Annotated in this window: 25 protein-coding genes; 13 read left to right on the plus strand and 12 right to left on the minus strand. The window is 71.3% G+C overall.

Going from position 1 to position 25,452, the window contains the following annotated elements; all coding sequences use genetic code 11:
• From KHC23_RS02435 to rimP, 4 genes are all read right to left on the minus strand, one after another.
• On the minus strand, positions 1–263 hold a 263-nt coding region (locus KHC23_RS02435), incomplete at its 3' end, for a translation initiation factor IF-2 associated domain-containing protein (protein WP_213369129.1).
• Between the two features lie 65 nt (positions 264–328).
• The gene (locus KHC23_RS02440; RefSeq protein ID WP_213369131.1) at positions 329–1,060 is read right to left on the minus strand and encodes an RNA-binding protein; all 732 of its coding nucleotides are present in this window, start codon (positions 1,058–1,060) and stop codon (positions 329–331) included.
• 76 nt (positions 1,061–1,136) lie between these two features.
• On the minus strand, positions 1,137–2,765 hold the full coding sequence (gene nusA / locus KHC23_RS02445) for a transcription termination factor NusA (RefSeq protein WP_213369133.1): 1,629 nt from the start codon (positions 2,763–2,765) through the stop codon (positions 1,137–1,139).
• A complete protein-coding gene (gene rimP / locus KHC23_RS02450; RefSeq protein ID WP_213369135.1) occupies positions 2,765–3,658 on the minus strand; it encodes a ribosome maturation factor RimP in 894 nt (297 codons plus the stop codon). The genes nusA and rimP overlap by 1 nt, the downstream gene beginning before the upstream one ends.
• 231 nt (positions 3,659–3,889) lie before the next feature.
• On the opposite strand from rimP, the gene KHC23_RS02455 reads away from it, so the two are divergent.
• Together KHC23_RS02455 and KHC23_RS02460 are read left to right on the plus strand one after the other, a co-directional pair.
• On the plus strand, positions 3,890–4,777 hold the full coding sequence (locus KHC23_RS02455) for a 4-(cytidine 5'-diphospho)-2-C-methyl-D-erythritol kinase (protein ID WP_213369137.1): 888 nt from the start codon (positions 3,890–3,892) through the stop codon (positions 4,775–4,777).
• 22 nt (positions 4,778–4,799) lie between these two features.
• Positions 4,800–5,123, plus strand: a complete 324-nt coding sequence (locus KHC23_RS02460) for a YnfA family protein (RefSeq protein ID WP_213369139.1) — start codon at positions 4,800–4,802, stop codon at positions 5,121–5,123.
• Between the two features lie 4 nt (positions 5,124–5,127).
• Here the strand turns inward: KHC23_RS02460 and KHC23_RS02465 are convergent, their stop codons facing one another.
• Entirely contained in the window at positions 5,128–6,114 is a 987-nt protein-coding gene (locus KHC23_RS02465) for a polyprenyl synthetase family protein (RefSeq protein WP_213369740.1), read from the minus strand.
• A 239-nt stretch (positions 6,115–6,353) separates the two neighbouring features.
• Here KHC23_RS02465 and KHC23_RS02470 point away from each other — a divergent pair, with 239 nt between their 5' ends.
• The 8 genes from KHC23_RS02470 (at position 6,354) to KHC23_RS02505 (ending at position 14,755) form a co-directional block, all read left to right on the plus strand.
• Positions 6,354–6,578 carry a putative signal transducing protein gene (locus tag KHC23_RS02470; RefSeq protein WP_213369141.1) on the plus strand — a complete coding sequence of 75 codons (225 nt, stop codon included), beginning with the start codon at positions 6,354–6,356 and terminating at the stop codon, positions 6,576–6,578.
• Between the two features lie 92 nt (positions 6,579–6,670).
• On the plus strand, positions 6,671–7,438 hold the full coding sequence (locus tag KHC23_RS02475; protein WP_213369742.1) for a tRNA1(Val) (adenine(37)-N6)-methyltransferase: 768 nt from the start codon (positions 6,671–6,673) through the stop codon (positions 7,436–7,438).
• A gap of 66 nt (positions 7,439–7,504) precedes the next feature.
• Positions 7,505–8,410, plus strand: a complete 906-nt coding sequence (locus KHC23_RS02480; RefSeq protein ID WP_213369143.1) for a S49 family peptidase — start codon at positions 7,505–7,507, stop codon at positions 8,408–8,410.
• 36 nt (positions 8,411–8,446) lie between these two features.
• Positions 8,447–8,641 (plus strand): hypothetical protein, encoded by a 195-nt coding sequence (locus KHC23_RS02485; protein ID WP_213369145.1) that lies wholly within the window; start codon positions 8,447–8,449, stop codon positions 8,639–8,641.
• A gap of 217 nt (positions 8,642–8,858) precedes the next feature.
• Entirely contained in the window at positions 8,859–10,058 is a 1,200-nt protein-coding gene (locus KHC23_RS02490) for an efflux RND transporter periplasmic adaptor subunit (protein WP_213369147.1), read from the plus strand.
• Between the two features lie 74 nt (positions 10,059–10,132).
• Positions 10,133–12,070, plus strand: coding sequence for a MacB family efflux pump subunit (locus KHC23_RS02495; protein WP_213369744.1), 1,938 nt, complete (start codon positions 10,133–10,135; stop codon positions 12,068–12,070).
• Positions 12,071–12,321: 251 nt separating this feature from the next.
• A complete protein-coding gene (gene purD, locus KHC23_RS02500; protein WP_213369149.1) occupies positions 12,322–13,587 on the plus strand; it encodes a phosphoribosylamine--glycine ligase in 1,266 nt (421 codons plus the stop codon).
• 151 nt (positions 13,588–13,738) lie between these two features.
• Complete coding sequence (locus tag KHC23_RS02505; RefSeq protein WP_246544094.1) at positions 13,739–14,755, plus strand: patatin-like phospholipase family protein; 1,017 nt, start codon at positions 13,739–13,741, stop codon at positions 14,753–14,755.
• A gap of 13 nt (positions 14,756–14,768) precedes the next feature.
• Here KHC23_RS02505 and KHC23_RS02510 read toward each other — a convergent pair whose 3' ends face one another.
• Positions 14,769–15,197, minus strand: coding sequence for a nucleoside deaminase (locus KHC23_RS02510; RefSeq protein ID WP_213369745.1), 429 nt, complete (start codon positions 15,195–15,197; stop codon positions 14,769–14,771).
• A gap of 136 nt (positions 15,198–15,333) precedes the next feature.
• On the opposite strand from KHC23_RS02510, the gene KHC23_RS02515 reads away from it, so the two are divergent.
• Together KHC23_RS02515 and rsmD are read left to right on the plus strand one after the other, a co-directional pair.
• Positions 15,334–17,472 carry a pseudouridine synthase gene (locus tag KHC23_RS02515; protein ID WP_213369153.1) on the plus strand — a complete coding sequence of 713 codons (2,139 nt, stop codon included), beginning with the start codon at positions 15,334–15,336 and terminating at the stop codon, positions 17,470–17,472.
• A gap of 11 nt (positions 17,473–17,483) precedes the next feature.
• Complete coding sequence (rsmD, locus tag KHC23_RS02520; protein WP_213369161.1) at positions 17,484–18,041, plus strand: 16S rRNA (guanine(966)-N(2))-methyltransferase RsmD; 558 nt, start codon at positions 17,484–17,486, stop codon at positions 18,039–18,041.
• 9 nt (positions 18,042–18,050) lie between these two features.
• Here the strand turns inward: rsmD and KHC23_RS02525 are convergent, their stop codons facing one another.
• Complete coding sequence (locus KHC23_RS02525) at positions 18,051–18,854, minus strand: alpha/beta hydrolase (protein WP_213369163.1); 804 nt, start codon at positions 18,852–18,854, stop codon at positions 18,051–18,053.
• Between the two features lie 328 nt (positions 18,855–19,182).
• On the opposite strand from KHC23_RS02525, the gene infC reads away from it, so the two are divergent.
• Positions 19,183–19,707 (plus strand): translation initiation factor IF-3, encoded by a 525-nt coding sequence (infC, locus tag KHC23_RS02530; protein ID WP_213369171.1) that lies wholly within the window; start codon positions 19,183–19,185, stop codon positions 19,705–19,707.
• 127 nt (positions 19,708–19,834) lie between these two features.
• Here the strand turns inward: infC and KHC23_RS02535 are convergent, their stop codons facing one another.
• The 5 genes from KHC23_RS02535 to KHC23_RS02555 all read right to left on the minus strand — a co-directional run bounded on the left by KHC23_RS02535 (position 19,835) and on the right by KHC23_RS02555 (position 25,189).
• A complete protein-coding gene (locus KHC23_RS02535) occupies positions 19,835–21,184 on the minus strand; it encodes a bifunctional folylpolyglutamate synthase/dihydrofolate synthase (RefSeq protein ID WP_213369173.1) in 1,350 nt (449 codons plus the stop codon).
• 8 nt (positions 21,185–21,192) lie between these two features.
• Positions 21,193–22,230: an acetyl-CoA carboxylase, carboxyltransferase subunit beta gene (gene accD, locus KHC23_RS02540; RefSeq protein WP_213369175.1), complete on the minus strand. Its 1,038-nt coding sequence runs from the start codon at positions 22,228–22,230 to the stop codon at positions 21,193–21,195.
• Positions 22,231–22,389: 159 nt separating this feature from the next.
• Positions 22,390–23,229 (minus strand): tryptophan synthase subunit alpha, encoded by an 840-nt coding sequence (gene trpA / locus KHC23_RS02545; RefSeq protein WP_213369177.1) that lies wholly within the window; start codon positions 23,227–23,229, stop codon positions 22,390–22,392.
• Positions 23,226–24,458, minus strand: coding sequence for a tryptophan synthase subunit beta (gene trpB / locus KHC23_RS02550; protein WP_213369179.1), 1,233 nt, complete (start codon positions 24,456–24,458; stop codon positions 23,226–23,228). Before trpB ends, trpA begins: the two co-directional genes overlap by 4 nt.
• The gene (locus KHC23_RS02555; protein ID WP_213369181.1) at positions 24,455–25,189 is read right to left on the minus strand and encodes a phosphoribosylanthranilate isomerase; all 735 of its coding nucleotides are present in this window, start codon (positions 25,187–25,189) and stop codon (positions 24,455–24,457) included. Before KHC23_RS02555 ends, trpB begins: the two co-directional genes overlap by 4 nt.
• Positions 25,190–25,452 lie beyond the last annotated feature (263 nt).

Below are 25,452 nucleotides of genomic sequence, written 5' to 3' on the forward strand. Positions count from 1 at the left end.
GCCTGCGGCGGCCGGGCGGCCTGCGGGGCGGGGGGAGCGGCGGCCGGCGGCGAAGCGGGCGCGGCCGCAGCCGGCGCCTCGGGCTTGTCGCCCGGGCCGAGCACGCGGCGCTTCACCTTCTCCACCACGACGGACTTGGACCGCCCATGGCTGAAGCTCTGGCGGACGACGCCCTGCTCGACAGGTCGCTTGAGCGTGAGGGTGGTCTTGCCGCCCTGTCCGACGCCCATCGTCTTCTCGCCCGGGTTCTTCGTATCGGTCATTCGGTATCCGTTCCTGTACCTTTCCGCCTCATGCGGAAAGGCCCCACTTTCGTCGGCCAGCCTGCTTAATCCGCGCGCCAGCCTTCGAGCCTTTTCATGCGCGCGAGGAACCCCGCGCTCGTCGGATGCGCGAGCAGCGCAGCATGTACCACATTTGCCCGCCCCAGCGCCAAGTCCAATTGTGTCCCCGGCAGGCTGTCGATGCGGGCAATGTCGCGCCCGGCAGCCTCACCGATCCGCCGCGCCAGCGCGTCGAGCTTTCCCGCCCCGTCTGGGGCGGCTTCGCTCGCATGCATGAGCACCGCGACCTTCCCGCTCTGCAGCGCCTCGATCACCTTGGCGTTGCCGGTCACCACCTGCCCCGCCTTCTTGGCGAGGGCGAGGGCGGCGAGCGCGTCCTTCTCCAGCAACTGCCCGACCAGGTCGGACAGCGCCGCATCGACACGTCCCTTGCCGCGGAAGGCGCGCGAAAACGCCTTCCTCTTCAGCGCTTCGGCCAGCGCGGCGGACCGTGCCGTCACCCAGGCGCCCCGCCCGGGAAGCCGGGCGTGGATGTCCGGCACCACCGTGCCATCCGGCGCCACGACGAAGCGCAGCATCTCCTCCACCGGCCGCACCGTCCGGCTGGCAATGCACAGCCGGGTGGGCGCGCGGCCCGCATCGGGCAGGCCGGCGTCGGTCAGCCCGACATCGGCCGCACCCGCATCGGCGAACCCGGCATCGGGTGCGCCACGCTCCGCGCCGGTGCCGTCCGGGCCCGCGGCGAGGGGCGTCGTCTCGTCCGTCACCGCTGCCATCTCCCGGTCCACTCCTCCGGTCCCGAAGCCGCGACGAATTGTGTCGCGCCGTGTGAAGCCGCGTGGAACCGGCCGTTCAGGCCTGGCTCTCGCCGGCGTCGTCCTGCTCGACCGTCTCGGTCTCGGCTTCGGCATCGGACGCGGCCACGAGATCCTCGGCGCTGATCCAGCCGGCCTTCACGCGGGCCTGCATGACCAGCTGCTCGGCCTCCTCGCGGGAAAGCTCGAAGCCTTCCAGCGCGCCGGCCACCCGCACCACTTCGCCGTCCTTGCGCTCGGTCCAGCCGACCAGGTCGTCGGTGGCGCAGCCGGCAAGGTCCTCGACCGTCTTGATGTCGTTCTCGCCGAACGCCACCAGCATCGGCGAGGTGACGCCCGGCACGTCGCGCAGCGCGTCCTCGACGCCGAGCGCCCGGCGGCGTTCGTCGAACTCGGCTTCCACCTGCGCCAGATGCGCCAGAGCGCGGTTCTGCAGTTCCTGCGCCGTGTCCTCGTCGAAGCCTTCGATGGACGCAAGCTCGTTCAGCGGCACATAGGCGATTTCCTCGACCGAGGCGAAGCCTTCCGAGGCGAGGAGCTGGCCCATCATCTCGTCGAGGTCGAGCGCCTCGGCGAACACCTTCGTGCGCTCGGCGAATTCCTTCTGCCGCCGCTCGCTCTCCTCCGCCTCGGTCATGATGTCGATGTCCCAGCCGGTGAGCTGGGAGGCAAGGCGCACATTCTGGCCGCGGCGGCCGATCGCAAGCGACAATTGGGCATCCGGGACCACGACTTCAATACGCTCGCGGTCCTCGTCGAGCACCACCTTGACCACTTCGGCCGGGGCGAGCGCGTTGACGATGAAGGTCGCGACGTCCTGCGACCAGGGGATGATGTCGATCTTCTCGCCCTGCAGCTCGTTCACCACCGCCTGCACGCGCGAGCCGCGCATGCCGACGCAGGCGCCGACCGGATCGACCGAGGAATCGCGCGAGACCACCGCGATCTTGGCGCGCGAGCCGGGGTCGCGGGCCACCGACTTGATCTCGACGATGCCGTCATAGATCTCCGGCACTTCCTGCGCGAACAGCTTGGCCATGAACTGGGGATGGGTGCGCGAGAGGAAGACCTGCGGCCCGCGCTGCTCGCGGCGCACGTCGTAGACATAGGCGCGGATGCGGTCGCCGGTCTTGAACACTTCGCGCGGCAGCAATTCGTCGCGGCGCAGCGAGGCTTCGCCGCGTCCGAGGTCGACGACCACATTGCCATATTCGACGCGCTTGACCGCGCCGTTGACGATTTCGCCGATGCGGTCCTTGAACTCGTCATACTGCCGGTCGCGCTCGGCCTCGCGCACCTTCTGCACGATGACCTGCTTTGCGCTTTGCGCAGCAATGCGGCCGAAATCGAAGGGCGGCAGGGTGTCGGCGATGGAATCGCCGATCTGCGCCGCCGGGTTCAGCCGGCGCGCGCCGGCCAGCTCGATCTCGATCGCCGGATTGTCGACCTGCTCGACCACCAGGAGGTGGCGGGCGAGGCGCAGTTCACCGGTGCGCGGGTTGATCTCGGCGTGGATGTCGGTCTCGGCGCCGTAGCGCGAGCGCGCCGCCTTGGCGATCGCGTCTTCCATCGCGGCGATCACGATGCCCCGGTCGATCGATTTCTCGCGCGCGACGGCGTCGGCGATCTGCAGCAGTTCGAGCCGGTTTGCGCTGACGACGGCCATCAATGCGTCTCCTTCGCATGGGATTTGCGTTTGGCGTTGGATTTCTTGCCGGGCTTGGCGGCGCCCTTGGGCTTCAGCAGGGGTTGGGTCTTCTGCTTGCCGCGTACCGGCTTCTTCTTCGGCGGGACGCGCAGCACGCCGCCGCCATCATCGGCTTCAGCGGCTTCCTCGTCCGTCAGGTCGTCCCCCTCGTCGTCGAGCGGAACCTCGCCGATATCGGCGGTGTCGATGTCGTCCTCGTCGATGCCGGCGCCCTCGCGCAGCGCCTTGTCGCGGCGCAGCGCCTCGCGGATCAGCGCGTCGGTCATCACCAGGCGCGCCTCGCCGATATCGGCGATCGGCAGGGCGACGGTGTCGGGCGCGCCGGCCGGGGCGTCGGGCAGGCGCAACAGCGCCTCCTGGCCCCCGGCTTCCTGGCCCCCGGCTTCCGCGCCCTTCGCGCCGACCAGGATGCCGCGAAAACGCTTGCGCCCCCCGACCGGCACGGCCATGTCGACCTTGATATCGTGGCCGGCCCAGCGCTGGAAATCGGAGCACCGCACCAGCGGCCGGTCGATGCCGGGCGAGGACATTTCGAGATTGTAGGCGCCGGTGATCGGGTCCTCGACGTCGAGCACCGGCGAGATGGCGCGGCTCGCCGTCTCGCACTCGTCGATGCCGAAGGAGCCGTCCGGGCGCTCGGCCATGATCTGCAGCGTCGGCGGGCTGCCGCCGGAGATTTTCGCCCGCACCAGGCGGAAGCCGAGGCCCTGCAGCACCGGGCCGACAATGGCGGCGACACGGGCGGCGGGGCCGGCCTCGATGACGAGACGTGGCTCGTCGAGACGGCCCTCGGGCAGATCGTTGGCGTCAGTCGCCTGGGCTTCAGTGGCGTTGGCTTCGGTTTCGCTCATCGTCCTCGTCGGATCGCCGCACGATCCGCAATGCAAAAAGAGCGGGCCCCGGCGTCGGAACCCACTCTCAACCGACCAGATGATCGTTTGTGAGATCGTTGAATGACGTGCTTATACAGCCAAACCGGCTTTCGACGCAAGCCGGCGATGCGAAGCGGTGCAGTGGCGCGCTTGCCGGCGCGCTTGCGGGCCAGCTTGCCGGCGACGTGGGCGCGTCGCATAAGCGGTTCCATGTGCGCCGAATTCTCGCCCCGTCCCGCGCTGCTGCACGAGCGTGCGCCCGCCAAGGTGAACCTCACCCTGCGGGTGCTCGGCCGGCGTGTGGACGGCTATCACGATTTGTCGAGCGTCGTCGCCTTTGCCGGCGCGGGCGACCGGCTGGCGCTCGCGCCGGGGGGCGGGCTCGGGCTCGGCCTCGAAGGTCCCGGCGCCGCCACCCTGGCCGGCGACGCCGACAATCTGGTGATCCGCGCGGCGCGGGAACTGGCGGCGCGTGTGCCGGGCCTCGCCCTCGGCCGCTTCACCCTCCTCAAGCGGCTGCCGGTGGCGGCGGGCCTCGGCGGCGGTTCGGCCGACGCGGCGGCGGCGCTGCGGCTGCTGGCGCGGGCGAACGCTCTGCGGGCGGACGATCCCCGGCTGTTCGAGGCCGCGCTCGCCACCGGTTCCGACGTGCCGGCCTGCCTCGACGGGCGCGCGTGCCTGATGCAGGGGCGGGGCGAGGCGCTCACCCCGCTGGAACTGCCACGCTTCGGCGCCGTGCTGGTCAATCCCGGCGTGGCGGTGCCGACCGCCAACGTGTTTCGAGCGCTCTCCCTCGCTCCGGGGACATGGCGGGGGCATGCCTCGCCGGTGCCGGCCGGCGCCGCGCGGGACGCGCTCCTCGACTGGCTCGCCGCCGAGCCCAACGATCTCGAACCGCCGGCCCGGGCGCTGGCGCCCGTGCTCGGCGCGGTCGAGGCGGCGCTGCGGGCGACGACGGGCGCACATCTGGTGCGCATGTCGGGTTCGGGCGCCACCATGTTCGCGCTCTATGACGATTGCCGTGCCGCCGCCGCGGCCGCAAAGAGGATCGCCGGCGCCCATCCTGCCTGGTGGGTCAAGCCCACCGTGCTGGGCTGAGCCGCGAAACCAGGGAGAGACGATGCGCACCGCCCTGTTCTTCGCTATGGCGGCCTTGCTGGAAATCGCCGGCTGCTTCGCCTTCTGGGCGGTGCTGCGCAACGGGGCGGCCGCCCTGTGGCTGGTGCCGGGCGCGGTGAGCCTCCTCGCCTTCGGGGCGGCGCTGACGCAGGTGGAGGCGGCCGCGGCCGGGCGGGCCTTCGCCGCCTATGGCGGGGTCTATGTCGCGGCGTCGCTGGTCTGGCTGTGGGCGGTGGAGGACTTCCGGCCCGACCGCTGGGACCTTGCCGGCGGCGCCGTCTGCCTCGCCGGCGCGGCGCTCATCGTGTTCGCGCCGCGCGGGTGAGCGCTCACCGCACCCGCGAGATACAGAAATCGACCACATCGAGCAGCGCATGCTTCGCCGGGCCGGCGGAGAAGCCGTCGAGCGCCTTCTTGGCCGCCGCGCCATAGGTCCGGGCGCGCTCCACCGTCTCGCCGATGGCACCGTGGCGGGTGAGCAGCGCCAGCGCGCGCTCGAGGTCGCCCTCGCCGATCTCGCTCTGTTCGAGGCAGCGGCGCCAGAAGCCCCGCTCCGCCTCGTCGGCGCGCCGCACCGCGAGCACGATCGGCAGGGTGATCTTGCCCTCGCGGAAATCGTCGCCGACATTCTTGCCGAGATCGGCCTGCGAGCCGCCATAGTCCAGCGCGTCGTCGACCAGCTGGAAGGCGATGCCGAGATTCATGCCATAGGCGCGGCAGGCGGCCTGCTCGGCCTCGCTCCGCCCGGCCAGCACCGGCCCGACCTCGCAGGCGGCGGCGAAAAGCTCGGCGGTCTTGCCGCGGATGACGGCGAGATAGGCCTCCTCGTCGGTGGCGATGTTCTTGGCGGCGGCGAGCTGGGCCACCTCGCCCTCGGCGATCACCACGGCGGCGGTGGACAGGATGTCGAGCGCCCGCATGTTGCCGACCTCGATCATCATGCGGAAGGCCTGGCCGAGCAGGAAGTCGCCGACCAGCACGCTGGCCTCGTTGCCCCACAGCATGCGGGCGGCGAGCTTGCCGCGGCGCATCTCGCTGTCGTCGACCACATCGTCATGCAGCAATGTCGCGGTGTGCATGAACTCGACCGAAGCGGCCAGCTTGACCGTGCCGTCGCCCTCATAGCCGCTCAGCGCGCCGGTGGCGAGGGTGAGCATCGGCCGCAGCCGCTTGCCGCCGGACGAGATGAGATGCTGGGCGACCTCGGGAATCATCGTCACCTCGGAGCCGGTGCGCGACAGGATCAGCGCGTTCACGCGCCCCATATCGGCCTGCACGAGGGTGACGATACCTTCGAGGGAGGGTTCGGGCGCCATTTCGGCGATAGGATTGAACGGCAACACGACGGACACGGATCGATTCCGGTTCTGACCAAGCGAAGGCACACTATTACCGCCAGCGGTTTCGGCAAGCGGCGCCGTACGCGGCACTACCGCCTCTCTCCGCCGGGCACAATGGCGCCCTTTGCCCCCGCAATAGCGTAATCGCGGGACAAGGGGAAAGCCACATGGCGCGCGGGACTGCGCTTTTATGGCGATCGTGGCATCATGCCGCCATGCGTGAACTGCTTCGAAGCAACGACATCGTCCTGATTTCCGCGGTCGCCGCCCTGCTCGACAGCGCGGGAATCGGCCATCTCGTGCTCGACCAGCACATGAGTGTGATGGAGGGCTCGATCGGCCTGCTGCCGCGCCGGCTGCTGGTGGAGGGCGACCAGGAGGACCGGGCGCGGGCGCTGTTGAACCAGGCCGGCTTCGGCGCCGCGCTGGTCGACGGGTGAGCGGCACGGTGGGCGCGCCCACGGGGGAGCCGGCGCCGGCCGATCCGGCGCTGACCGACAACGCGCCGCCCGAGAAGACTTCACCCGGCACGATGTTGCCCGATGACGCGTTGACCGACGACGCGTTTCTCGGCGGCCGGCTGCGGCTGTTGCAGCCGGCACGCGGCCACCGCGCCGGGCACGATGCGATGCTGTTGGCGGCCAGCGCGCCGTCGGGCGCGCGGCGGGCGGTCGATCTCGGTGCCGGGGTCGGCGCCGCCGGGCTGGCCTTCGCCGTGCGGGTGCCGGCCGCCATGGCGACGCTGGTCGAGATCGTCCCGGAACTCGCCGAACTCGCCGCCCGCAACGCCGCGCGCCAGCGGCCCGGCCTCGCCGGACGGGTGGCCGTGGTGTGCGCCGATGTCGCCACCCTCGGCCGGCCCTCCGGACCGGAATTTCCGGCGGCCCGCGCGGCCGACCTGGTGCTGATGAACCCGCCCTTCAACGACCCCGGCCGCCACCGCGCCTCACCCGATGCCGGCCGGGCGCTGGCGCATATGGTCGCCGATGCCGATGTCGCGACCTGGCTGCGCGCCGCCGAGCGGCTGCTGGCACCGGGCGGGCGGCTGGCTCTGATCCACCGGCCGGAGGCGATCGAGGCGCTGCTGGCGGGACTGAAGGGCCGTTTCGGAAGCGTGACGATCCGCCCGGTGCATCCCGCTCCCTCCGCTCCGGCGCACCGGCTGCTGATCGGCGCCACCAAGGGACGCCGCACGCCGCCGGTCTTCCTGCCCGTCCTGGTGCTGGCCGACGACGCCGGACGGCCGAGCGCGGCGGCCGAGCATGTGCTGCGCGCGGGCGGAGCGATCGGGCCGGACTGACGAAGCGTCATCTTGCCGTGCGAGAACGCATTGAGCGAAGGGCCAACGCACCCTATCTCTAGCGGCATGGCCAACTCATCCTTCTTCGCCGATTTCCGCCGCCGTCTCGATCCCTTCTTGCCCGCCAAGCTGCGCGGCGGCACGCCCGTCGTGCCGGTGGTGCGGCTGAACGGGGCGATCGGCATGTCGAGCCCGTTTCGCCCGGGCATCACCTTCGCCAACACCGCGAAGACCCTCGACCGCGCCTTCGCGACGAAGGGCGCCAAGGCGGTGGCGCTGGTGATCAACTCGCCGGGCGGGGCGCCGACGCAGTCGCACCTGGTCTACCGGCGCATCCGCGCGCTGGCGCAGGAGAAACAACTGCCGGTGATCGCCTTCGTCGAGGATGTCGCGGCCTCCGGCGGCTACATGCTGGCCTGCGCGGCCGACGAGATCGTCGCCGACACCTTTTCGATCCTCGGCTCCATCGGCGTGGTCAGCGCCGGCTTCGGCTTTCCCGGTGCGCTGGAGAAGCTCGGCATCGAGCGCCGGGTCTACACCGCCGGCACCCGCAAGGTGATGCTCGACCCGTTCCAGCCGGAAAAGGCCGAGGACATCGAACGGCTGAAGGCGCTGCAGCAGGAAATCCATGCCGGCTTTGTCGGGCTGGTGAAGGAGCGGCGCGGCGACGTGCTCTCCGGCGACGACGACACGCTGTTCTCCGGCGAGTTCTGGGTCGCGCCGCAGGCGCAGGCCCTTGGGCTGGTGGACAGCATCGGCGACCTGCGCGGTTTCCTGCGCGCCCGCTATGGCGAGCAGGTGCGCACCCCGCTGATCGAGGTGAAGCCCGGCCTGTTCGGCCGCCGTTCGCCCGGCGTGGGGATCGGCCCGGGTGGCCTCGGCGGCCCGGCGGCCGAGATCGGCGCCGGGGCGGCGCAAGCCCTCATTTCCGCCGCAGAGGAGCGCGCATTATGGAGCCGCTTCGGGCTCTGACACGCCCGGGCCGCTCCCTTGCCTGGAACCACGCCCATGCCGCCCGTCCTGGTGATCGCCCTCGGCGCCTTCGGCGCCGCCGCCCTCGTGAAGGTGCTGTCGCGCGAATCGCGCCGCGTGAACGCCGAACTCGACGCCCGGCGCCGGGCCGAGCAGGCCGGCACGCTGGACAGCCGCGCCACGCTGCGCCGCGACCCCGCCACCGGCGACTACCGGCCGACGGATTCCTAGGCCGGGGGAGAAGCCGGCTTTGGTCCCGGCCATGCCTACTGCCCTCGGCCTCCGGGCATGAATGCCGGCCCGGGGGCGGGCCTTGCGGGTGCCGCGTGGCGCGCGCACCGCTGGAACCTTTCCAATCTTCGCCCGAGCCCCATCATTACCGCGAATTCACTTTATACGCCGTGACTTAGGCCTTACGCCTTGAAGCTATCGAGGAGGCGGTGGCGCGATGTTGCAGAAGTCGGAAAGCAGCTGGACGGGTGAGAAGACGACGCGCCGCCGGCGCCGCCGGCGCTGGCCGTGGCTGCTTGCCGCCGTGCTGCTCGCCGGGGGCGGCTATTTCTACTATGCCGAAGGCACCGCGCCGCAGCAGGCACCCGCCCTGCAGACCGCCACGGTCGAGCTTGGCGACATCGAGACCAACGTCACCGCCATCGCCAAGATGCAGCCCAAGACCTATGTCGATGTCGGCACACAGGTCTCCGGCCAGCTGCGTACCATTCATCCCGAGGTCGGCGACCTGGTGAAGAAGGACGACCTGCTGGCCGAGATCGACCCCACCGTCTACCAGACCCGCGTCGCCGGCGACCGCGCCAGCCTCGACAATCTGCGCGCCCAGCTGGCGCAGGCGGAGGCTCAGCTGGCGCTGGACAAGCTGCGCAACGGGCGCGCCCAGCAACTGCTCAAGAATCAGGCCGGCAGCCGGGACGCCGCCGACGCCGCCATGGCGACCGAGCGCATCAGCGAGGCCAAGATCGACGCGCTGAAGGCGCAGATCGCACAGACCCAGGCGACGCTCGACGGCGACCTCGCCAATCTCGGCTACACCAAGATCTACGCGCCGATGGACGGCACCGTCGTCTCCATCACCGCCCGCGAGGGCGGCACGCTGAACGCCAACCAGTCCGCCCCCATCGTGCTGCGCATCGCCGACCTGCAGACCATGACGGTGACCGCGCAGGTGGCGGAGGGCGACATTCCGCGCGTCACCGTCGGCACCCCGGCCTCCTTCTCCACCCTCGGCCTGCCCGACCGGCGCTGGCGCGGCACGGTGCGGCAGATCGAGCCGACCCCGACCATCGTCAACGACGTGGTGCTCTACAATGTTCTGATCGACGTGCCGAACGACGATTTGATGCTGATGACCGACATGACGGCGCAGGTGTTCTTCCGTCTCGGCGAGGCCAAGGGCGTGCCGCTGGTGCCGACCCCGGCGGTGCGTACGGCGCGCGACGGCACCCAGAGCGTGCGCGTGCTGACCCCGCAGGGGCCGCAGGAGCGCACGGTGAAGACCGGCCTGTCCAACCGCAGCCAGACCCAGATTCTGGAGGGGCTGGAGCCGGGCGAGACCGTCATCCTCGGCACCGGCGCCGCGGCCGCGCCGCGCCCGGGCGGCGGGCGCCCGCGCATGCCGCCGCGGCTGGGCTGAGGCGGGCGATGAGCGACATCGCCCCCCGCATCGACGGCCTTTCCCCGCCGGCGCCGGTGTCGCCGGGCGAGGCACTGCGGCCGATCGTCGAACTTGTCGATGTGAGCCGCATCTACCCCAATGGCGAGAGCGTGGTGCGCGCGCTCGACCGGGTGTCGCTCGCCATCCATCCCGGCGAGTTCATCGCCATCATGGGGCAGTCCGGCTCGGGCAAGTCGACGCTGATGAACATCATCGGCTGCCTCGACCGGGTGTCCTCCGGCCTCTACCGCGTCAATGGCGTGGATGTGGAGGACCTCGACCCCGACGAACTGGCGGAACTGCGCTGCTCGGCGTTCGGCTTCGTGTTCCAGCGCTACAACCTGCTGCCCAGCCTGACGGCGGCGGAGAATGTCGCCATTCCCGCCATCTATGCCGGCGCCGGGCGCGAGGCGCGGGAGGAGCGGGCGCACGACCTGCTCGCCCGGCTGGGGCTGGGCGAGCGCAGCGAGCACCGGCCGAACCAGCTTTCCGGCGGCCAGCAGCAGCGCGTCTCGATCGCCCGCGCGCTGATGAACGCCGCGCCGGTGATCCTCGCCGACGAGCCCACCGGCGCGCTCGATTCGCGCTCCGGCGAGGAGGTGCTGGCGCTGCTCGGCGAACTCAATGCCGAGGGCCACACCGTCATCCTCATCACCCATGACCCGGATGTCGCGGCGCATGCGCGGCGCGTGGTGCGGTTCCAGGACGGGCGCATCGTCTCCGACGAGCGGCGGGAGGCCGAGCCGCCGCGCGCGCCGCTGCCCGGCACCGGCCCGGCGCGGCGCGGCGGGCTGGCGCGCTTCGTGCCGGATCTCGCGGAAGCGGTGCGCATGGCCTTCGCCTCGATGACGGCGAACCTGTTCCGCACCGCGCTGACCCTGCTCGGCATCGTCATCGGCGTCGCCTCGGTCATCACCATGCTGGCGGTAGGCGATGGCGGCAAGCAGAGCGTGCTCGACCGCATCTCGCAGATCGGCACCAATCTCCTGATCGTGCGACCCGGCGCGCCGGGCATCCGCTCCGCCGGCGACAACGCCACGCTGATGCCCGAGGATGCCGAGGCGCTGAAGAACATTCCCGGCGTCGCCGCCATCGCGCCCGACCGCTCCGGCCGCTACACGCTGCGCTTCGGCTCGCTCGATTATTTCACCACCGTCACCGGCACCACGCCGGATTATCTGCTCGCCCGCGACTGGCCGATCGCCGAAGGGGTGATGTTCACCCAGGCCGATCTGCGCGCCTATGCGCCGGTGGTGGTGCTGGGCCAGACGGTGGCGCACAACCTGTTCGGCGACGACGACCCGATCGGGCGCTACATCCTGGTGAAAAACGTGCCCTATGAGGTGATCGGCGTGCTGTCGCCGCGCGGCGCCAACGCCTTCGGCCAGGACCAGGACGACGTGGCGCTGGTGCCGCTCTCCACCGGCTTCGTGCGGGTGTTCGGCCGGCAGTTCCTCAATTCGGTGACGGTGAAGGTGACCGATGCCGGCGACATTCCGGCGGTGGAGGCGGCGATCACCCGCACCATCGCCGAGCGCCACCAGACGGAGGATTTCCAGGTGCGCAACACCGCGCAGTTCCTGGAGACCGCGATGGAGACGCAGAACACGCTGACGCTGGTGCTTGGCTGCGTCGCCGCCATCTCGCTGCTGGTGGCCGGCATCGGGGTGATGAACATCATGCTGGTGAGCGTGACCGAGCGCACCCGCGAGATCGGCATCCGCATGGCCACCGGGGCGCGGATGAGCAACATCATGCTGCAGTTCAACACCGAGGCGCTGGTGGTGTGCTCGGTCGGCGGGGCGGTGGGGGTCGGGCTCGGCCTCGCCGCCGCGCTCGGGCTGGAGGGCATGGGCGTGACCATCGTGCTCTCGCTCATGCCGCCGCTGCTGGCCTTCGCCTGCGCCTTCCTCACCGGCCTCGTCTTCGGCTATCTCCCCGCCCGCAAGGCGGCGGGGCTCGACCCGGTGGTGGCGCTGGCCTACGAGTAGAGAAGTGGGTTTGGAGGCCGGCTGCGTGCTTCGAGGCTGCCCTGCGGGCAGTACCTCAGCATGACGAAGCTGGCATGCCGCCCCGGCGCGACGTCATCCTGAGGCGCGCGGGCAACGCCCGCGCCTCGAAGGATGTCATTGGCCCCGCTCCGCCCCCCATTCGGCTCTCCCCCTTGCCCGCCGCCGCCCGAACGTTTAGGCGAAACGCTCAGCGAGGCGTCCGCCGGGGCGCCGCAGATCGAGGTTGCCGCATGAACGTTCTTCTGCTCGGCTCGGGGGGCCGCGAGCACGCGCTGGCCTGGAAGCTGGCGCAGAGCCCGCAGATCGGCGCCTTCTTCGCGCTGCCGGGCAATCCCGGCATCGCCCAGTTCGCCACCTGCTTCGCGAATGTGCCTCTGGAAGACCACGACGCCATCGTCACCCTGTGCCTCGCCGAGAAGATCGACCTCGTGGTGGTCGGTCCGGAGGCGCCGCTGGTGGACGGCATCGCCGACCGACTGGTCGCCGAGGGCATTCCGGTGTTCGGCCCGCGCCGGGTGGCGGCACAGCTCGAAGGCTCGAAGCTGTTCACCAAGGAATTGTGCAAGGCGCACAACATTCCCACCGCCGCCTTCGGCCGCTTCATCGACGCTGAGCCGGCAAAGGACTTCGTCCAGCGCCACGGTGCGCCGATCGTGCTCAAGGCCGACGGGCTGATGGCCGGCAAGGGCGTGATCGTGGCGATGACGCTGGAGGAGGCGCTGGCCGGGGTCGATGAGGTGTTCGCCATGGGCGGCGCCGGAACGGAAATCCTGATCGAGGAATATCTCGCCGGCGAGGAGGTCTCGTTCTTCTGCCTGGTCGATGGCGAGACGGTGCTGCCCTTCGGCTCGGCGCAGGACCACAAGCGCGCCTTCGATGGCGACGAGGGGCCCAACACCGGCGGCATGGGCGCCTATTCGCCGGCCCCGGTGTTCACCGCCGAGATGGAGCGGCGCACCCTGCACGAGATCGTCAAGCCGACCGCGCGGGCGCTCGCGGACGCGGCCAGCCCCTATCGCGGCGTGCTGTTCGCCGGGCTGATGATCACCGCCCACGGGCCGAAGCTGATCGAATACAATGTCCGCTTCGGCGACCCGGAATGCCAGGTGCTGCTGATGCGCATGGAAGGCGACCTGCTGCCGCTGCTCGCCGCCGTCGCCACCGGCCGGTTGGAGGACCAGCCGGTCGCGCTGAAGCCGGACGCGGCGATCTGCGTGGTCATGGCGACCAAGGGCTATCCCGGCGCCTACCCGAAGGGCTCGCGCATCGGCGGGCTGGAGGCGGCCGAAACCGTGCCGGGGGTGAAGGTGTTCCACGCCGGCACCCGCCAGGACAGCGACGACATCCTCGCCAATGGCGGGCGGGTGCTCAACGTCACCGCCGTGGGCGCCAATGTCGCCGAGGCGCGCGAGCGGGCCTATGACGCCGTCGCCCGCATCGACTGGCCGGAGGGCTTCTGCCGCCACGACATCGCCTGGCGGGCGCTGGACGACTGAGCGGGCGGGAGCCGGGCGCGATTGATTACGCGCTTTGCACACTGGCGGCGCCGCGGCGCCGTGCCCATGTTCAAACAAATGCCGCGAGCCCGTGGCAGAAGCGGTGCGTCTCACGGGAGGCGCCTCTCACGCGGGGCAGATGGGCGAAGCCATGGACGATTCCACCTCACGCCGGCGCCGCCGGGCACCGGCGGCCGATACCGCCGTCGACGACGCCGCTCTCGCGCAGCCGGAGCTGCCGCATGCGAGAGAAGCTGAGGGCGGGACGCGGCTGGCGGAGAAGAATGCGGGCAGCGCCGTCATCTCCTCCGGCGGCAGCGCCGTGCCGGGCGCGATCGGCCATGGCGTGCCCACGCTCGGCGTGGCGCTGGGCTCGGGCGGGGCGCGCGGTCTCTCGCACATATTGGTGCTGGAGGCGCTGGACGATCTCGGCCTGCGCCCCACCGCCATGGCGGGCGCCTCCATCGGCGCCCTGTTCGCCAGCGTCTATGCCGCCGGCATGCCCGCGCGCGAGATTCGCCATCTCGTCACCCAGACTCTCAGGAACCGCGGCGAGGTGATGAAGCGCCTGCTGGCGGCGCGGGTCGGGCGCATCGCCGACCTGTTCGGCGCCGGGCTCGGCAACCCGGTGCTGATCGACGCCGAGCGCTTCATCGGCGGCTTCCTGCCGGAGGCGGTGCCGGAAAATTTCGAGGACCTGTCCATTCCGCTGCAGGTGGTGGCGACCGATTACTGGGAGCGCTGCGAGCGCACCTTCGCGCGCGGCCCGATCCGCCCGGCGGTGGCGGCCTCGCTCGCCATTCCCGGCCTCATGCGCCCGGTACAGCTCGACGGCCATACGCTGGTCGATGGCGGCGCGGTGAACCCGCTGCCCTTCGACCTGCTGCTCAGCCGCGCCAATGTGGTGATCGCGGTCGACATCACCGGCGGCCATGGCAATGAGACGCGCGGCGTGCCGGCGCCGTTCGAGGCAATGTTCGCCACGCTGCAGATCATGGCCTCCTCGATCGTCGGCGAGAAGCTGAAGGCGGGCGCGCCGGACATACTGATCCGCCCCAATGTGCATGATTTCCGCGTGCTCGACTTCTTCCGCGCCGCCGCCATACTGAAGGCGGCCGAGCCGGTGAAGGACGAGGTGAAGCGCCGGCTGGAGGCGGTGCTGGGCTGAGGCCGGTGCCCGTTCAGCGTCGCCCGGCGAAGAAATCGCGCAGCAGGCCCGCCGATTCGCGTTCGCCAAGGCCGCCATACACGTCCGGCCGGTGGTGGCAGGTCGGCTGGGCGAAGAAGCGCACCCCGCTTTCCACCGCCCCGCCCTTGGGGTCGGACGCGCCGTAGTAGACCCGGCGCAGCCGGGCGAAGGAGATGGCCGCCGCGCACATGGTGCAGGGCTCCAGCGTCACGTAGAGATCGCAGTCGCCGAGCCGGTCATTGCCGAGCCGGGAGGCCGCCGTGCGGATGACCAGCATTTCGGCATGGGCGGTAGGGTCGGCCAGTTCGCGGGTGCGGTTGCCGTCGGCGGCCAGCACCGTGCCGGCCTGCACCAGCACCGCGCCCACCGGCACCTCGCCGCGGGCGGCGGCGCGCGCCGCCTCGATGAGGGCGAGCTGCATGAAATCCCGGCGCGCCCGCCCGGTGCCGGCGTTTTCCGGGTCGGAATTGTCGCTCGTCAACGCCCTACTCGTCTAAAGCTCGCTTCATGCCGCAGGACATGCTAGCACCCGCCGCCCGGAGACCGGATCAATCCCCATGCCCAAAAACACGCCGCCCCGCAAGGAAATCAACCGCGTTCCCCGCGCCGCCCGCCCGGCCGCGCCAGAGGAGGCGGGCCCGCGCGAGGCGGAGCGCATCGCCAAGGTGGTGGCCCGCGCCGGCCTCGGCTCGCGCCGCGAGATCGAGGAATGGATCCTCGCCGGCCGGGTGGCGGTGAATGGCGAGGTGCTGGAAAGCCCGGCCCGCACGGTCACCGCCGAGGACGAGATCACCGTCGACGGGGTGAAGCTGCCCGACCGGGAGCGCACGCGGCTGTTCCTCTACCACAAGCCCAAGGGCGTGGTGACCACCAATTTCGACCCCGAAGGCCGCCCGACGCTGTTCGAGATCCTGCCCGCCGGCCTGCCGCGGCTGGTCTCGGTCGGCCGGCTCGACCTCAACACCGAGGGGTTGATCCTGCTCACCAATGATGGCGGGCTCTCGCGGGTGCTGGAGCTGCCGGAAACCGGCTGGCTGCGCCGCTACCGCGTGCGCGCCAAGGGCGACATCACCCAGGACAAGCTGGACGCGCTGATCGCCGGCATCACCGTCGACGGGGTGCAGTACGGCCCGATCGAGGCGGTGCTGGACCGGGTGCAGGGCGCCAATGTGTGGCTCACTCTGGCGCTGCGCGAGGGCAAGAACCGCGAAGTGCGCAACGTGCTGGGCTCGCTCGGGCTCGACGTCAACCGGCTGATCCGGCTCTCCTATGGCCCGTTCCAGCTCGGCGAGCTGGCGCAGGGCGAGGCCGAGGAGGTGCGCACCCGCGTGCTGGCCGACCAGCTCGGCGAGGCGCTGGCCAAGACGGCCGGGGCCGATTTCGAGGGGCCGCTGTTCAACCATGGCGAGGACGAGGCGCCCAAAAGCGCCGCCCTCAAGCGGGGTGCCAAGCCGCGCTACGCCAAGCCGGAAGGCGCCGAGGACCGCCACCGCCGCCTGCCGATCGACACCGAGCCGGGCGAGGGCAAGAGCGTGAAGGCCGGCATCCTTGCCGACCGCAAGGGCCGCAAGGTGCTGGTGCAGCGCGTGCGCTCCACCGAGCCGCCGGCCGAGGACGCCCCCATCCGCCCGGCCCGCGCGCGGCGCGACGAGGAGCGTGCCAGCGTGCGGACCGGCGAACGCCCCGGTGCCGCCCGCGGCGAACGCGGTGGCGAGCGCACCTTCCGCAAGCGCCCCGATCAGCCTTCCACCGATGCCGGCGACGCCCGCCCGGCGCGCGAGGAGCGTCCCTTCCGCGAGCGCTCCACCACCGAGCGGCCCGCCCGGGCGGCGTCGAGCCGCGACCGCAAGGTCGGCGGCCCGCGCCCGGCGCGTCCGCGCGCCGAGGGTGATGCCGGCGAACGCCCGTTCCGCAGCCGCACCGACGGCGCCGAGGCGCCGCGCGGTGATCGCCCGGCGCGTGGCGACCGGCCGGATCGCGGCGAGCGTCCCGACCGTCCGTTCCGCGAGCGTGCCCCGCGTCCCGAGGGCGAGCGCAGTGACCGTCCCGCCCGGCCGGAACGGCCCGAGGGTGGCCGCTCGTTCCGCGGCGCCGGCAGCAACCGGCCCTATAGCGGCCGGGTGAAATCCGAGCAGTCGCGTTCCTTCCGGCCCCGTCCGGAAGGCGAGGAGCGTCCCGCCCGGCGCGAGCGGCCCGAGGGCGACCGCCCGCAGGGCGCGCGTCCGTTCCGCGAACGCACCCCGCGCCCCGAGGGCGAGCGTCCGGCGCGTTCCTTCCGGCCGCGTCCGGAGGGTGACGAGCGTCCCGCCCGCCGCGAGCGCCCCGAAGGCGCACGCCCGTTCCGCTCCCGCGACGAGCGTCCCGCGCGCGACGATCGTGCGCCCCGCGAGGACCGCGCGCCGCGTGGCGACAAGCCGGCGGGCGGCCGCTCGTTTGGTGACAAGCCGGCCGGCGGCAGGTCGTTCGGCGACAAGCCGGCGGGCACCCGGACCTTCGGCAAGGGCGGCGCGGGCAAGAGCTATGGCGCCAAGAACTTCGCCGACAAGCCGGGCGGGCGCCCCGTAGGTGGCAAACCCGGTGGCCGTCCGGCTGGCGGCAAACCGGCTGGCGGTCGGCCCGCAGGCGGCAGACCTTCCGGCGGCAAGCCCGGTGGAGGGAAGCCTTCCGGGCGGCCGCCGCGTCCGCCGCGTAGCTGACGGGTGCGGCTATGCGCATCGTCGGCGGGCGCTTCAAGGGGCGTGCGCTGCGCGGCCCTTCCTCCAATGCCACGCGGCCGACCTCCGACCGGCTGCGCGAGGCGCTGTTCAACGTGCTCGCCCATGCCTATGACGACGCCGCCGGCGACGCCCGGGTGCTCGACCTGTTCGCCGGCACTGGCGCGCTGGGGCTGGAAGCGCTTTCGCGCGGGGCCCGGCTCGCCGTGTTCGTCGACGAGGCGCCGGAGCCGCGCGCGCTGATCCGCGCCAATGTCGAGGCGCTCGGCGTCGGCGGCATCACCCGCATCTTCCGCCGCGACGCCACCAGGCTCGGCGAGGCCTTCGCCAGCGACGCCTTCGACCTGGTGTTCTGCGACCCGCCCTATGGCAGGGGCCTGGCCGAGCGGGCGCTGGCGGGCGCGCGGGCCGGCCACTGGCTGGCGCCCGGCGCGCTCGTCGTGGTGGAGGAGGCGGTGGAGGCGGCGTTCACCGCGCCGGAGGGCTTCGAGGAGCTGGAGCGCCGCCGCTACGACGCCAGCGAGATCGTCTTCCTGCGCGTGCCGGGCTGACCCCGCCGCTCACCCCACTTCGGCCACCGCGGCGAGGATGCGCGCGAGGTCCTCCGGCCGCGACAGCCGGTGATCGCCGTCCTTGATCAGGCTGAGCACCACGTCGTCCTCGGCGAGGCAGGTGACGAGGCGCAGCGCGTGCTGCCACGGCACGTCGGGATCGGCGACGCCCTGCAGGATGCGCACCGGGCAGCCGACCGCGAACGGCGCGCCGAGCACCAGGTTGCGCCGCCCGTCCTCGATCAGCGCGCGGGTGATGACCTGGCCGGGGCCATATTGCGAGGGCCGCACCCAGCGGCCCTCCTGCATCAGCGTGGCCCGCACCTCCTCGGGCATCGCCTTCCACATCAGTTCCTCGGTGAAATCCGGCGCCGGGGCGATCAGCACCAGCGCCGCCAGCCGCCCGCTCTCCCCGCGCGCCGCCAGCGCCCGGGCCAGCAGCAGCGCGATCCAGCCGCCCATGGAGGAGCCGACCACGACCTGCGGGCCCTCGGTGACGCGGTCGAACACCGCCAGCGCGTCCTCGGCCCAGCGGGAGATGGTGCCCTGCTCGAACTCCCCGCCGGATTCGCCATGGCCGGAATAGTCGAAGCGCACCACCCGCCGGTCGTGGCGGGCGCCCCATTCGGCCAGCGCCTCGGCCTTGGTGCCGCGCATGTCGGAGAGAAAGCCGCCGCACCACAGGATGCCGGGATGGCTGGGCGTCGCCCGTCCGGGGGTGACGCGCACCGCGATCCGGCGGGCATCCTCGCCGACGGTGAGAAAGGAGGGCGCGGCAGCGGGCTCGTCGTGGGACTGGGTGGGGTCGCTCATCGGGTGTTCCTTCCGGTAGGCGTCTCGGGCATCGCGGGCGGCACGGCCGGGGCCCCGGGCCTTGCGATTCGGCCCCGCCGCGCCATCTTGGCTTACAGGCGGGGGCCGCGCGCGAACAGCGTGCCGGGCTGTCGGCGTGTCGAAGCACCGCTGGCATGCGTAATTACGTGCGATCTGCGCTGTCACGCCGTTGACTTCTGTCGGGTTTGTCACGATCTTCTGCGACCGTTTTACGCGCGCGGAAAATTGCCGGCCGGCGACCCTTCGAGGCGCGGTGGAAACGCCACTATTCTGAAATGGCAGAGGAGAAGACGCCATTCGTCGCCCCATGAGACCCGTCGCGCCGGAGAAGGACGGTCCGCGCGTCAACGAAGACATCCGCATCCGCGAAGTTCAGCTCATCGACCAGGACGGGCAGAACCGCGGCGTCGTGCTGACGCGCGACGCGATCACGATGGCGCAGGAAGCCGGTCTCGATCTCGTCGAGATCGCCCCGAACTCCGCCCCGCCCGTTTGCAAGATTCTCGACTATGGCCGGTTCAAGTACCAGAACCAGAAGAAGGCCAACGAGGCGCGCAAGAAGCAGCACGTCGTCGAGATCAAGGAAATCAAGCTGCGCCCCGGCATCGACACCCATGACTACGAGGTGAAGATGAAGTCCATCCACCGCTTCTTCGAGGAAGGCGACAAGGTGAAGATCACCCTGCGCTTCCGCGGTCGCGAGATGGCGCATCAGGAGCTGGGCTACAAGCTGATGAACAAGGTCAAGGAAGAGCTGGCGCCGATCGCCAAGGTCGAGGCCGAGCCTTCGCTCGAAGGCCGCCAGATGATCATGGTGCTGGCGCCGCGCTGAGCCTCGCGCTCGACGGCTGCCGCTTCCTGCAGGACGACGTCATCCCGGAACGGTCGACAGGCCGTGTCCGGGATCGTCTTTTCCAGCCCGGCATTTTCACCTCCCGCATCGGGGGGGAGGGTGCCATTCAGTCCGGCAGCGCGCCGTTCTCGCCCAGCACCGCGCCGGCGAGATAGAGCGAGCCGGCGATCAGCACGCGCGGCGCCGGGCCGACCGGGAACGCCGCCAGCCCGTCCAGCGCCGCGGCGACGCTCGGCGCGACGGAGGCGTCGATGCCGTGCGCCCGCGCGGCCTCCGCCACTTCCTCCGGCGGCTGGCCCTTGTGCTCGCCGGGCACCGGCACCGCCACGAGTTCGCGCGCGAGGCCGGCGAAGGGCGCGAGGAAGCTGCCGGAATCCTTCGAGCCCAGCATGCCGACGATCAGCACCAGCGGCCGCGAGACCCGGTCTTCGAGATCGGCCAGCGCGGCGGCGAGTGCCTGGCCGCCGGCGGCGTTGTGGCCGCCATCGAGCCAGATGTCGACGCCTTCCGGCGCCCGCTGGGTCAGCGGGCCGGGGCCGAGCCGCTGCAGCCGCGCCGGCCACTGCGCCGAACGCATCCCCTCCTCGAAGGCATAGGCCGGCAGGCCGAGATCGGCGACCCGCAGCGCCTCCACCGCCAGCCCGGCATTGCCGATCTGGTGCGGCCCGACCAGGCGCGGGCGCGGCAGGTCCATCAGCCCGGCTTCGTCGGCGACGACCAGCCGGCCGCCCTCCTCATGCGCCTGATAGTGCTCGCCCATGATCGACAGCGGCACGCCGAGACGCGCCGCCTGCCGCTCGATCGCGGCCAGCGCCTCGCGCGGCTGGTGGCCGAGCACGGCGGGCACGCCGCGCTTGAGGATGCCGGCCTTCTCGCCGGCGATCTCGGCCACCGTCTCGCCGAGGAAATCGACATGGTCGACCGAGACCGGGGTGATGACGCTCAGCAGCGGGGTCTCGATGACGTTGGTGGCGTCGAGCCGCCCGCCGAGCCCGACCTCCAGCAGCAATATGTCGGCCGGAACCTCCGCGAACAGCAGCATGGCGGCGGCGGTGGTGATCTCGAAGAAGGTGATCGGCTCGCCGTCATTGGCCAGTTCGGCGCGGGCCAGCGCCTCGGTCAGGCGCGCGTCGTCGACCAGCGTGCCGGCAAGGCGGATGCGCTCGTTGAAGCGCACCAGATGCGGCGAGGTGTAGACATGCACGCGCCTGCCGGCGGCCTCCAGTATCGCCCGCATGAAGGCGACGGTGGAGCCCTTGCCATTGGTGCCGGCGACATGGATCACCGGCGGCAGGCGGTGCTCGGGATGGCCGAGCCGCTCCAGCAGCCGCCACATCCGGTCGAGCGACAGGTCGATCAGCTTGGGGTGCAGCGCCAGCAGGCGATCGAAAATGTCGTCCACGGGCCGCCGCGGCCCCTCGGCGGGGGCGGGGCCGGCGGCGGGAAGCGCGGTCATGGCGGGCCTCAGGCGCTCGGGGGCGCGGCAGCGGGCAGGGCCGGGGCCCCGTTGGTCTTGTCGTCGGCCGGCCGGGCCGGGGCCTCATTCGCGGGCGTCTCCCTGGCGGCGGCGTCCGTGCCGGCGGTGTCCGTGCCCGTCGCGTCCCGTGCCGGCGCGTCCTTGGCGGGCGCGTTCTTCACCTCGGTGACGGCCGGGGCGGGCGCACGCATCAGCAGGCGGCACAGCCGGGCCAGCGTGGCGCGCATGTCGTGGCGGTGCACGACGAGGTCGATCATGCCGTGGTCGCGCAGATATTCGGCGCGCTGGAAGCCCTCGGGCAGCTTCTCGCGGATGGTCTGCTCGATGACGCGGGGGCCGGCGAAGCCGATCAGCGCGCCCGGCTCGGCGATCTGGATGTCGCCCAGCATGGCGTAGGAGGCGGTGACGCCGCCGGTGGTCGGGTTGGTCAGTACCACGATGTAGGGCAGCCTGGCCTCGCGCAGTTCCTGGATGGCGCAGGTGGTCCGCGGCATCTGCATCAGCGAGAGGATACCCTCCTGCATGCGCGCGCCGCCGGAAGAGGCGAACATGATGAAGGGCGTGCCCCGCGAGGCGGCGGTCTCCAGGCCGGTGACGATGGCCTCGCCCGCCGCCATGCCGAGCGAGCCGCCCATGAAGCCGAAATCCTGCACCGCCACGGTGACCGGCAGGCCCTCCAGCTTGCCGTAGCCGACCTTCACCGCGTCCTGCGCCCCGGTCTTGGTGCGGGCGTCCTTGAGCCGGTCGACATAGCGCTTCTCGTCGCGGAACTTCAGCGGGTCGATGGCGACCGCCGGCAGCGCGATGTCATACCATTTGCCGCCGTCGAACACCGAGCGCAGCCGCGTGGCCGGGTCCATGCGCATGTGGAAGCCGGAGCCCGGGACGACGTGGAGATTCGCCTCGAGATCCTTGTGGAACACCATCTGCCCGGTCTCGGGGCACTTCACCCACAGGTTTTCCGGCACTTCCCGGCGGTTCAGGAAGGAGCTCAGCTTGGGGACGACGTTCGAGATCCAGTTCAACGGTCAGGCTCCGGACGGAGGTGCAGGCGGCGGCCCGCGCAAGGGTTTCCCCACGCCGGCCGCGCCTTCATCTAATGCCGCAGAAGGGCGATGAAAAGGCACAAGCGCGAATCCGGCGCGGGGGCGGCTTCTCTGCCGCCCGCCGCGCGCGTCCGGTGCCTACTCGGCCGCCTGCCGGCGCACCGCGCGCACCGCCGCGGCAAGCTTGCCGACCAGGCCGGTGACGGCGGGGATGGTGGCGGGGGTCGCCCGGTCCTCGCTGTCGAGCGTGGCGCGCAGCGCGTCGATCAGCGCCGAGCCGACCACCACGCCATCGGCGCCGGCGGCGATGGCGGCGGCGCCCTCCGGCGTCTTCACCCCGAAGCCGACCGCGATCGGCAGCGACGTGTGGCGCTTGATCCGCGCCACCGCCTGGCCGACGAGCGAGGGGATAGCGGTCGCCGCGCCGGTAATGCCGGTGATCGAGACATAGTAGACGAAGCCCGCCGTGTTCGCGAGCACGGCCGGCAGGCGCCTGTCGTCGGTGGTCGGGGTGGCGAGGCGGATGAAGTCGAGCCCGGCCGCCAGCGCCGGCAGGCACAACTCGCTGTCCTCTTCCGGCGGCAGGTCGACGACCACGAGGCCATCGACGCCGGCGGCCCTGGCGTCGGCGAGAAAACGCTCGACGCCATAGATATAGACCGGGTTGTAATAGCCCATCAGCACGATGGGCGTGGCGTCGTCGCCCTCGCGGAAGGCGCGCACCATCTCCAGCGTCCTGGCCAGCGTCTGCCCGGCCTTGAGCGCGCGCAACCCCGCCGCCTGGATCACCGGGCCGTCGGCCATCGGGTCGGTGAACGGCACGCCGAACTCGATGATGTCGGCGCCCGCCGCCGGCAGCGCCCTGAGCAGCGCCAGCGATGTCTCGTAGTCCGGGTCGCCGGCGGTGACGAAGGTGACCAGCGCAGCGCGGCCCTCGGTGGCGCAGGCCTTGAAGCGGCTCTCGATGCGGGTGCTCATAGGCGGGTCCCCAGAATGTCCGCCACCTGCGGGATGTCCTTGTCGCCGCGGCCGGAGAGATTGACCACCATCAGGTGATCCTCCGGGAAGGTCGGGGCGAGGTCGGCGACCTTGGCCAGCGCGTGAGCCGGCTCCAGTGCCGGGATGATGCCCTCCAGCTTCGCGACCAGCTGGAAGGCGGCGAGGGCCTCGTCGTCGGTGGCGGAGATGTAGGTGGCGCGGCCGGTGTCGTGCAGCCAGGAGTGCTCCGGCCCGATGCCGGGATAGTCGAGGCCGGCGGAGATGGAATGCGCCTCGGCGATCTGGCCGTCATCGTCCATCAGCAGATAGGTGCGGTTGCCGTGCAGCACGCCCGGGCGCCCGCCGGTGAGCGAGGCGGCGTGCTCGCCCGTGGGGATGCCGTGGCCGGCGGCCTCGACGCCGAAGATCTTCACGCCGGGGTCGTCGAGGAAGGGGTGGAACAGGCCCATGGCGTTGGAGCCGCCGCCGATGCAGGCGATCAGGCTGTCCGGCAGCCGGCCTTCCATCTCCAGAATCTGCTCGCGGGTCTCGGTGCCGATGATGCTCTGGAAGTCGCGCACCATCGCCGGGTAGGGGTGCGGGCCGGCCACCGTGCCGATGCAGTAGAACGTGTCGCTGACATTGGTCACCCAGTCGCGCAGCGCCTCGTTCATCGCGTCCTTCAGCGTCTTCGAGCCGGACTGGACGGGGACGACGCTGGCGCCGAGCATCTTCATGCGGAACACGTTGGGCGCCTGCCGGGCGACGTCGACAGCGCCCATATAGACCACGCATTCCAGCCCGTAGCGCGCGCACAGCGTGGCGGTGGCGACGCCGTGCTGGCCGGCGCCGGTCTCGGCGATGATCCGCTTCTTGCCCATGCGGCGGGCGAGCAGGATCTGGCCGAGGACGTTGTTCACCTTGTGCGAGCCGGTGTGGTTCAGTTCCTCGCGCTTGAAATAGATCTTGGCGCCCATCCCCGCCGGGGCGCCGGCGCGCAGATGCTCGGTCAGCCGCTCGGCGTAGTAGAGCGGGCTGGGGCGGCCGACATAATGCTTCAGCCCGGCGTCCATCTCCGCCCTGTAGGCGGGATCGACCTTGGCTGCCTCATAGGCGGTTTCCAGATCGAGAATCAGCGGCATGAGCGTTTCGGCAACGAAGCGTCCGCCGAAAAGGCCGAAATGCCCGGTCTCGTCTGGGCCGGTGCGGAAGGAATTGGGAGCGTTCACGACGGGCTCGTCTCTCTGGCAGGTGAAGGCGGCATCGGCGTTTTGCCGGCTGGTTCAGTTCCGTTCGGGCGGGAGGCCCCGGCTTCCTTCGCGGCCCCCCGCGCGGCGCGCAGGAAAGCCTCGATGCGGAAGGGGTCCTTGATACCGGGACCGCGCTCGACACCGGAGGATACGTCGACGCCGGGCGGATGGATGAGCCGCACCGCGCCGGCGACATTCTCCGGGTCGAGGCCGCCCGACAGCATGTAGGGCCGGGCGAGGTCGAGCCCGGCGAGCAGGTTCCAGTCGAAGGCGACGCCATTGCCGCCGGGCAGCACGGCGCCCCGGGGCGGCTTGGCGTCGAGCAGCAGCCGGTCGGCCACCGCCTCATAGGCGGGGAGCGCGGCGAGATCGTCCTGGGTGGCGATGCCGAGCGCCTTCATCACCGGCAGGCCGAAGCGTGCCCTGATCGCGGCGACGCGCGCCGGGGCTTCGCGGCCGTGCAGCTGCAGCATGTCGGGTCGCAGCGCGTCGACGATCGCGGCCAGCGTCGCATCGTCGGCATCGACGGTGAGCGCGACGATCTGGGCACGCCCGCGCGCCCGCGCGCCGAGGCCGGCGGCGACGGCGAGGTCCACATGGCGCGGCGAGGGGGCGAAGAACACCATGCCCACCATATCCGCACCCGCGCCGAGTGCCGCTTCCAGCGTCTCGGCGGTGCTGAGCCCGCAGATTTTGATCTCAAGCGACAAGGACGCCTCCTGGAAGAGAGCCACCTAGCACGGAACCGCCCGGCGAGGCGAGGGTGTCGCCGAAGGCCACGCTGAAGCGGCGCGACATGGAGCGCCTTTCCCGGTGCGCGCTTCGTGGCGGGCGCTGGTGCCTGCCCGGCGTGTGAATGGGCGCGGGCGGGATTGAAAATACCCCTTCCGTCACGATATTCCGCATGCTACTCATGTTTGACTGTGAAATTATCTAATTCACTCACAAATAACGTATATAGCGGCCGCCTCCC

This window comes from Ancylobacter dichloromethanicus (assembly GCF_018390645.1).
In the GTDB taxonomy this organism is placed as follows: domain Bacteria; phylum Pseudomonadota; class Alphaproteobacteria; order Rhizobiales; family Xanthobacteraceae; genus Ancylobacter; species Ancylobacter dichloromethanicus.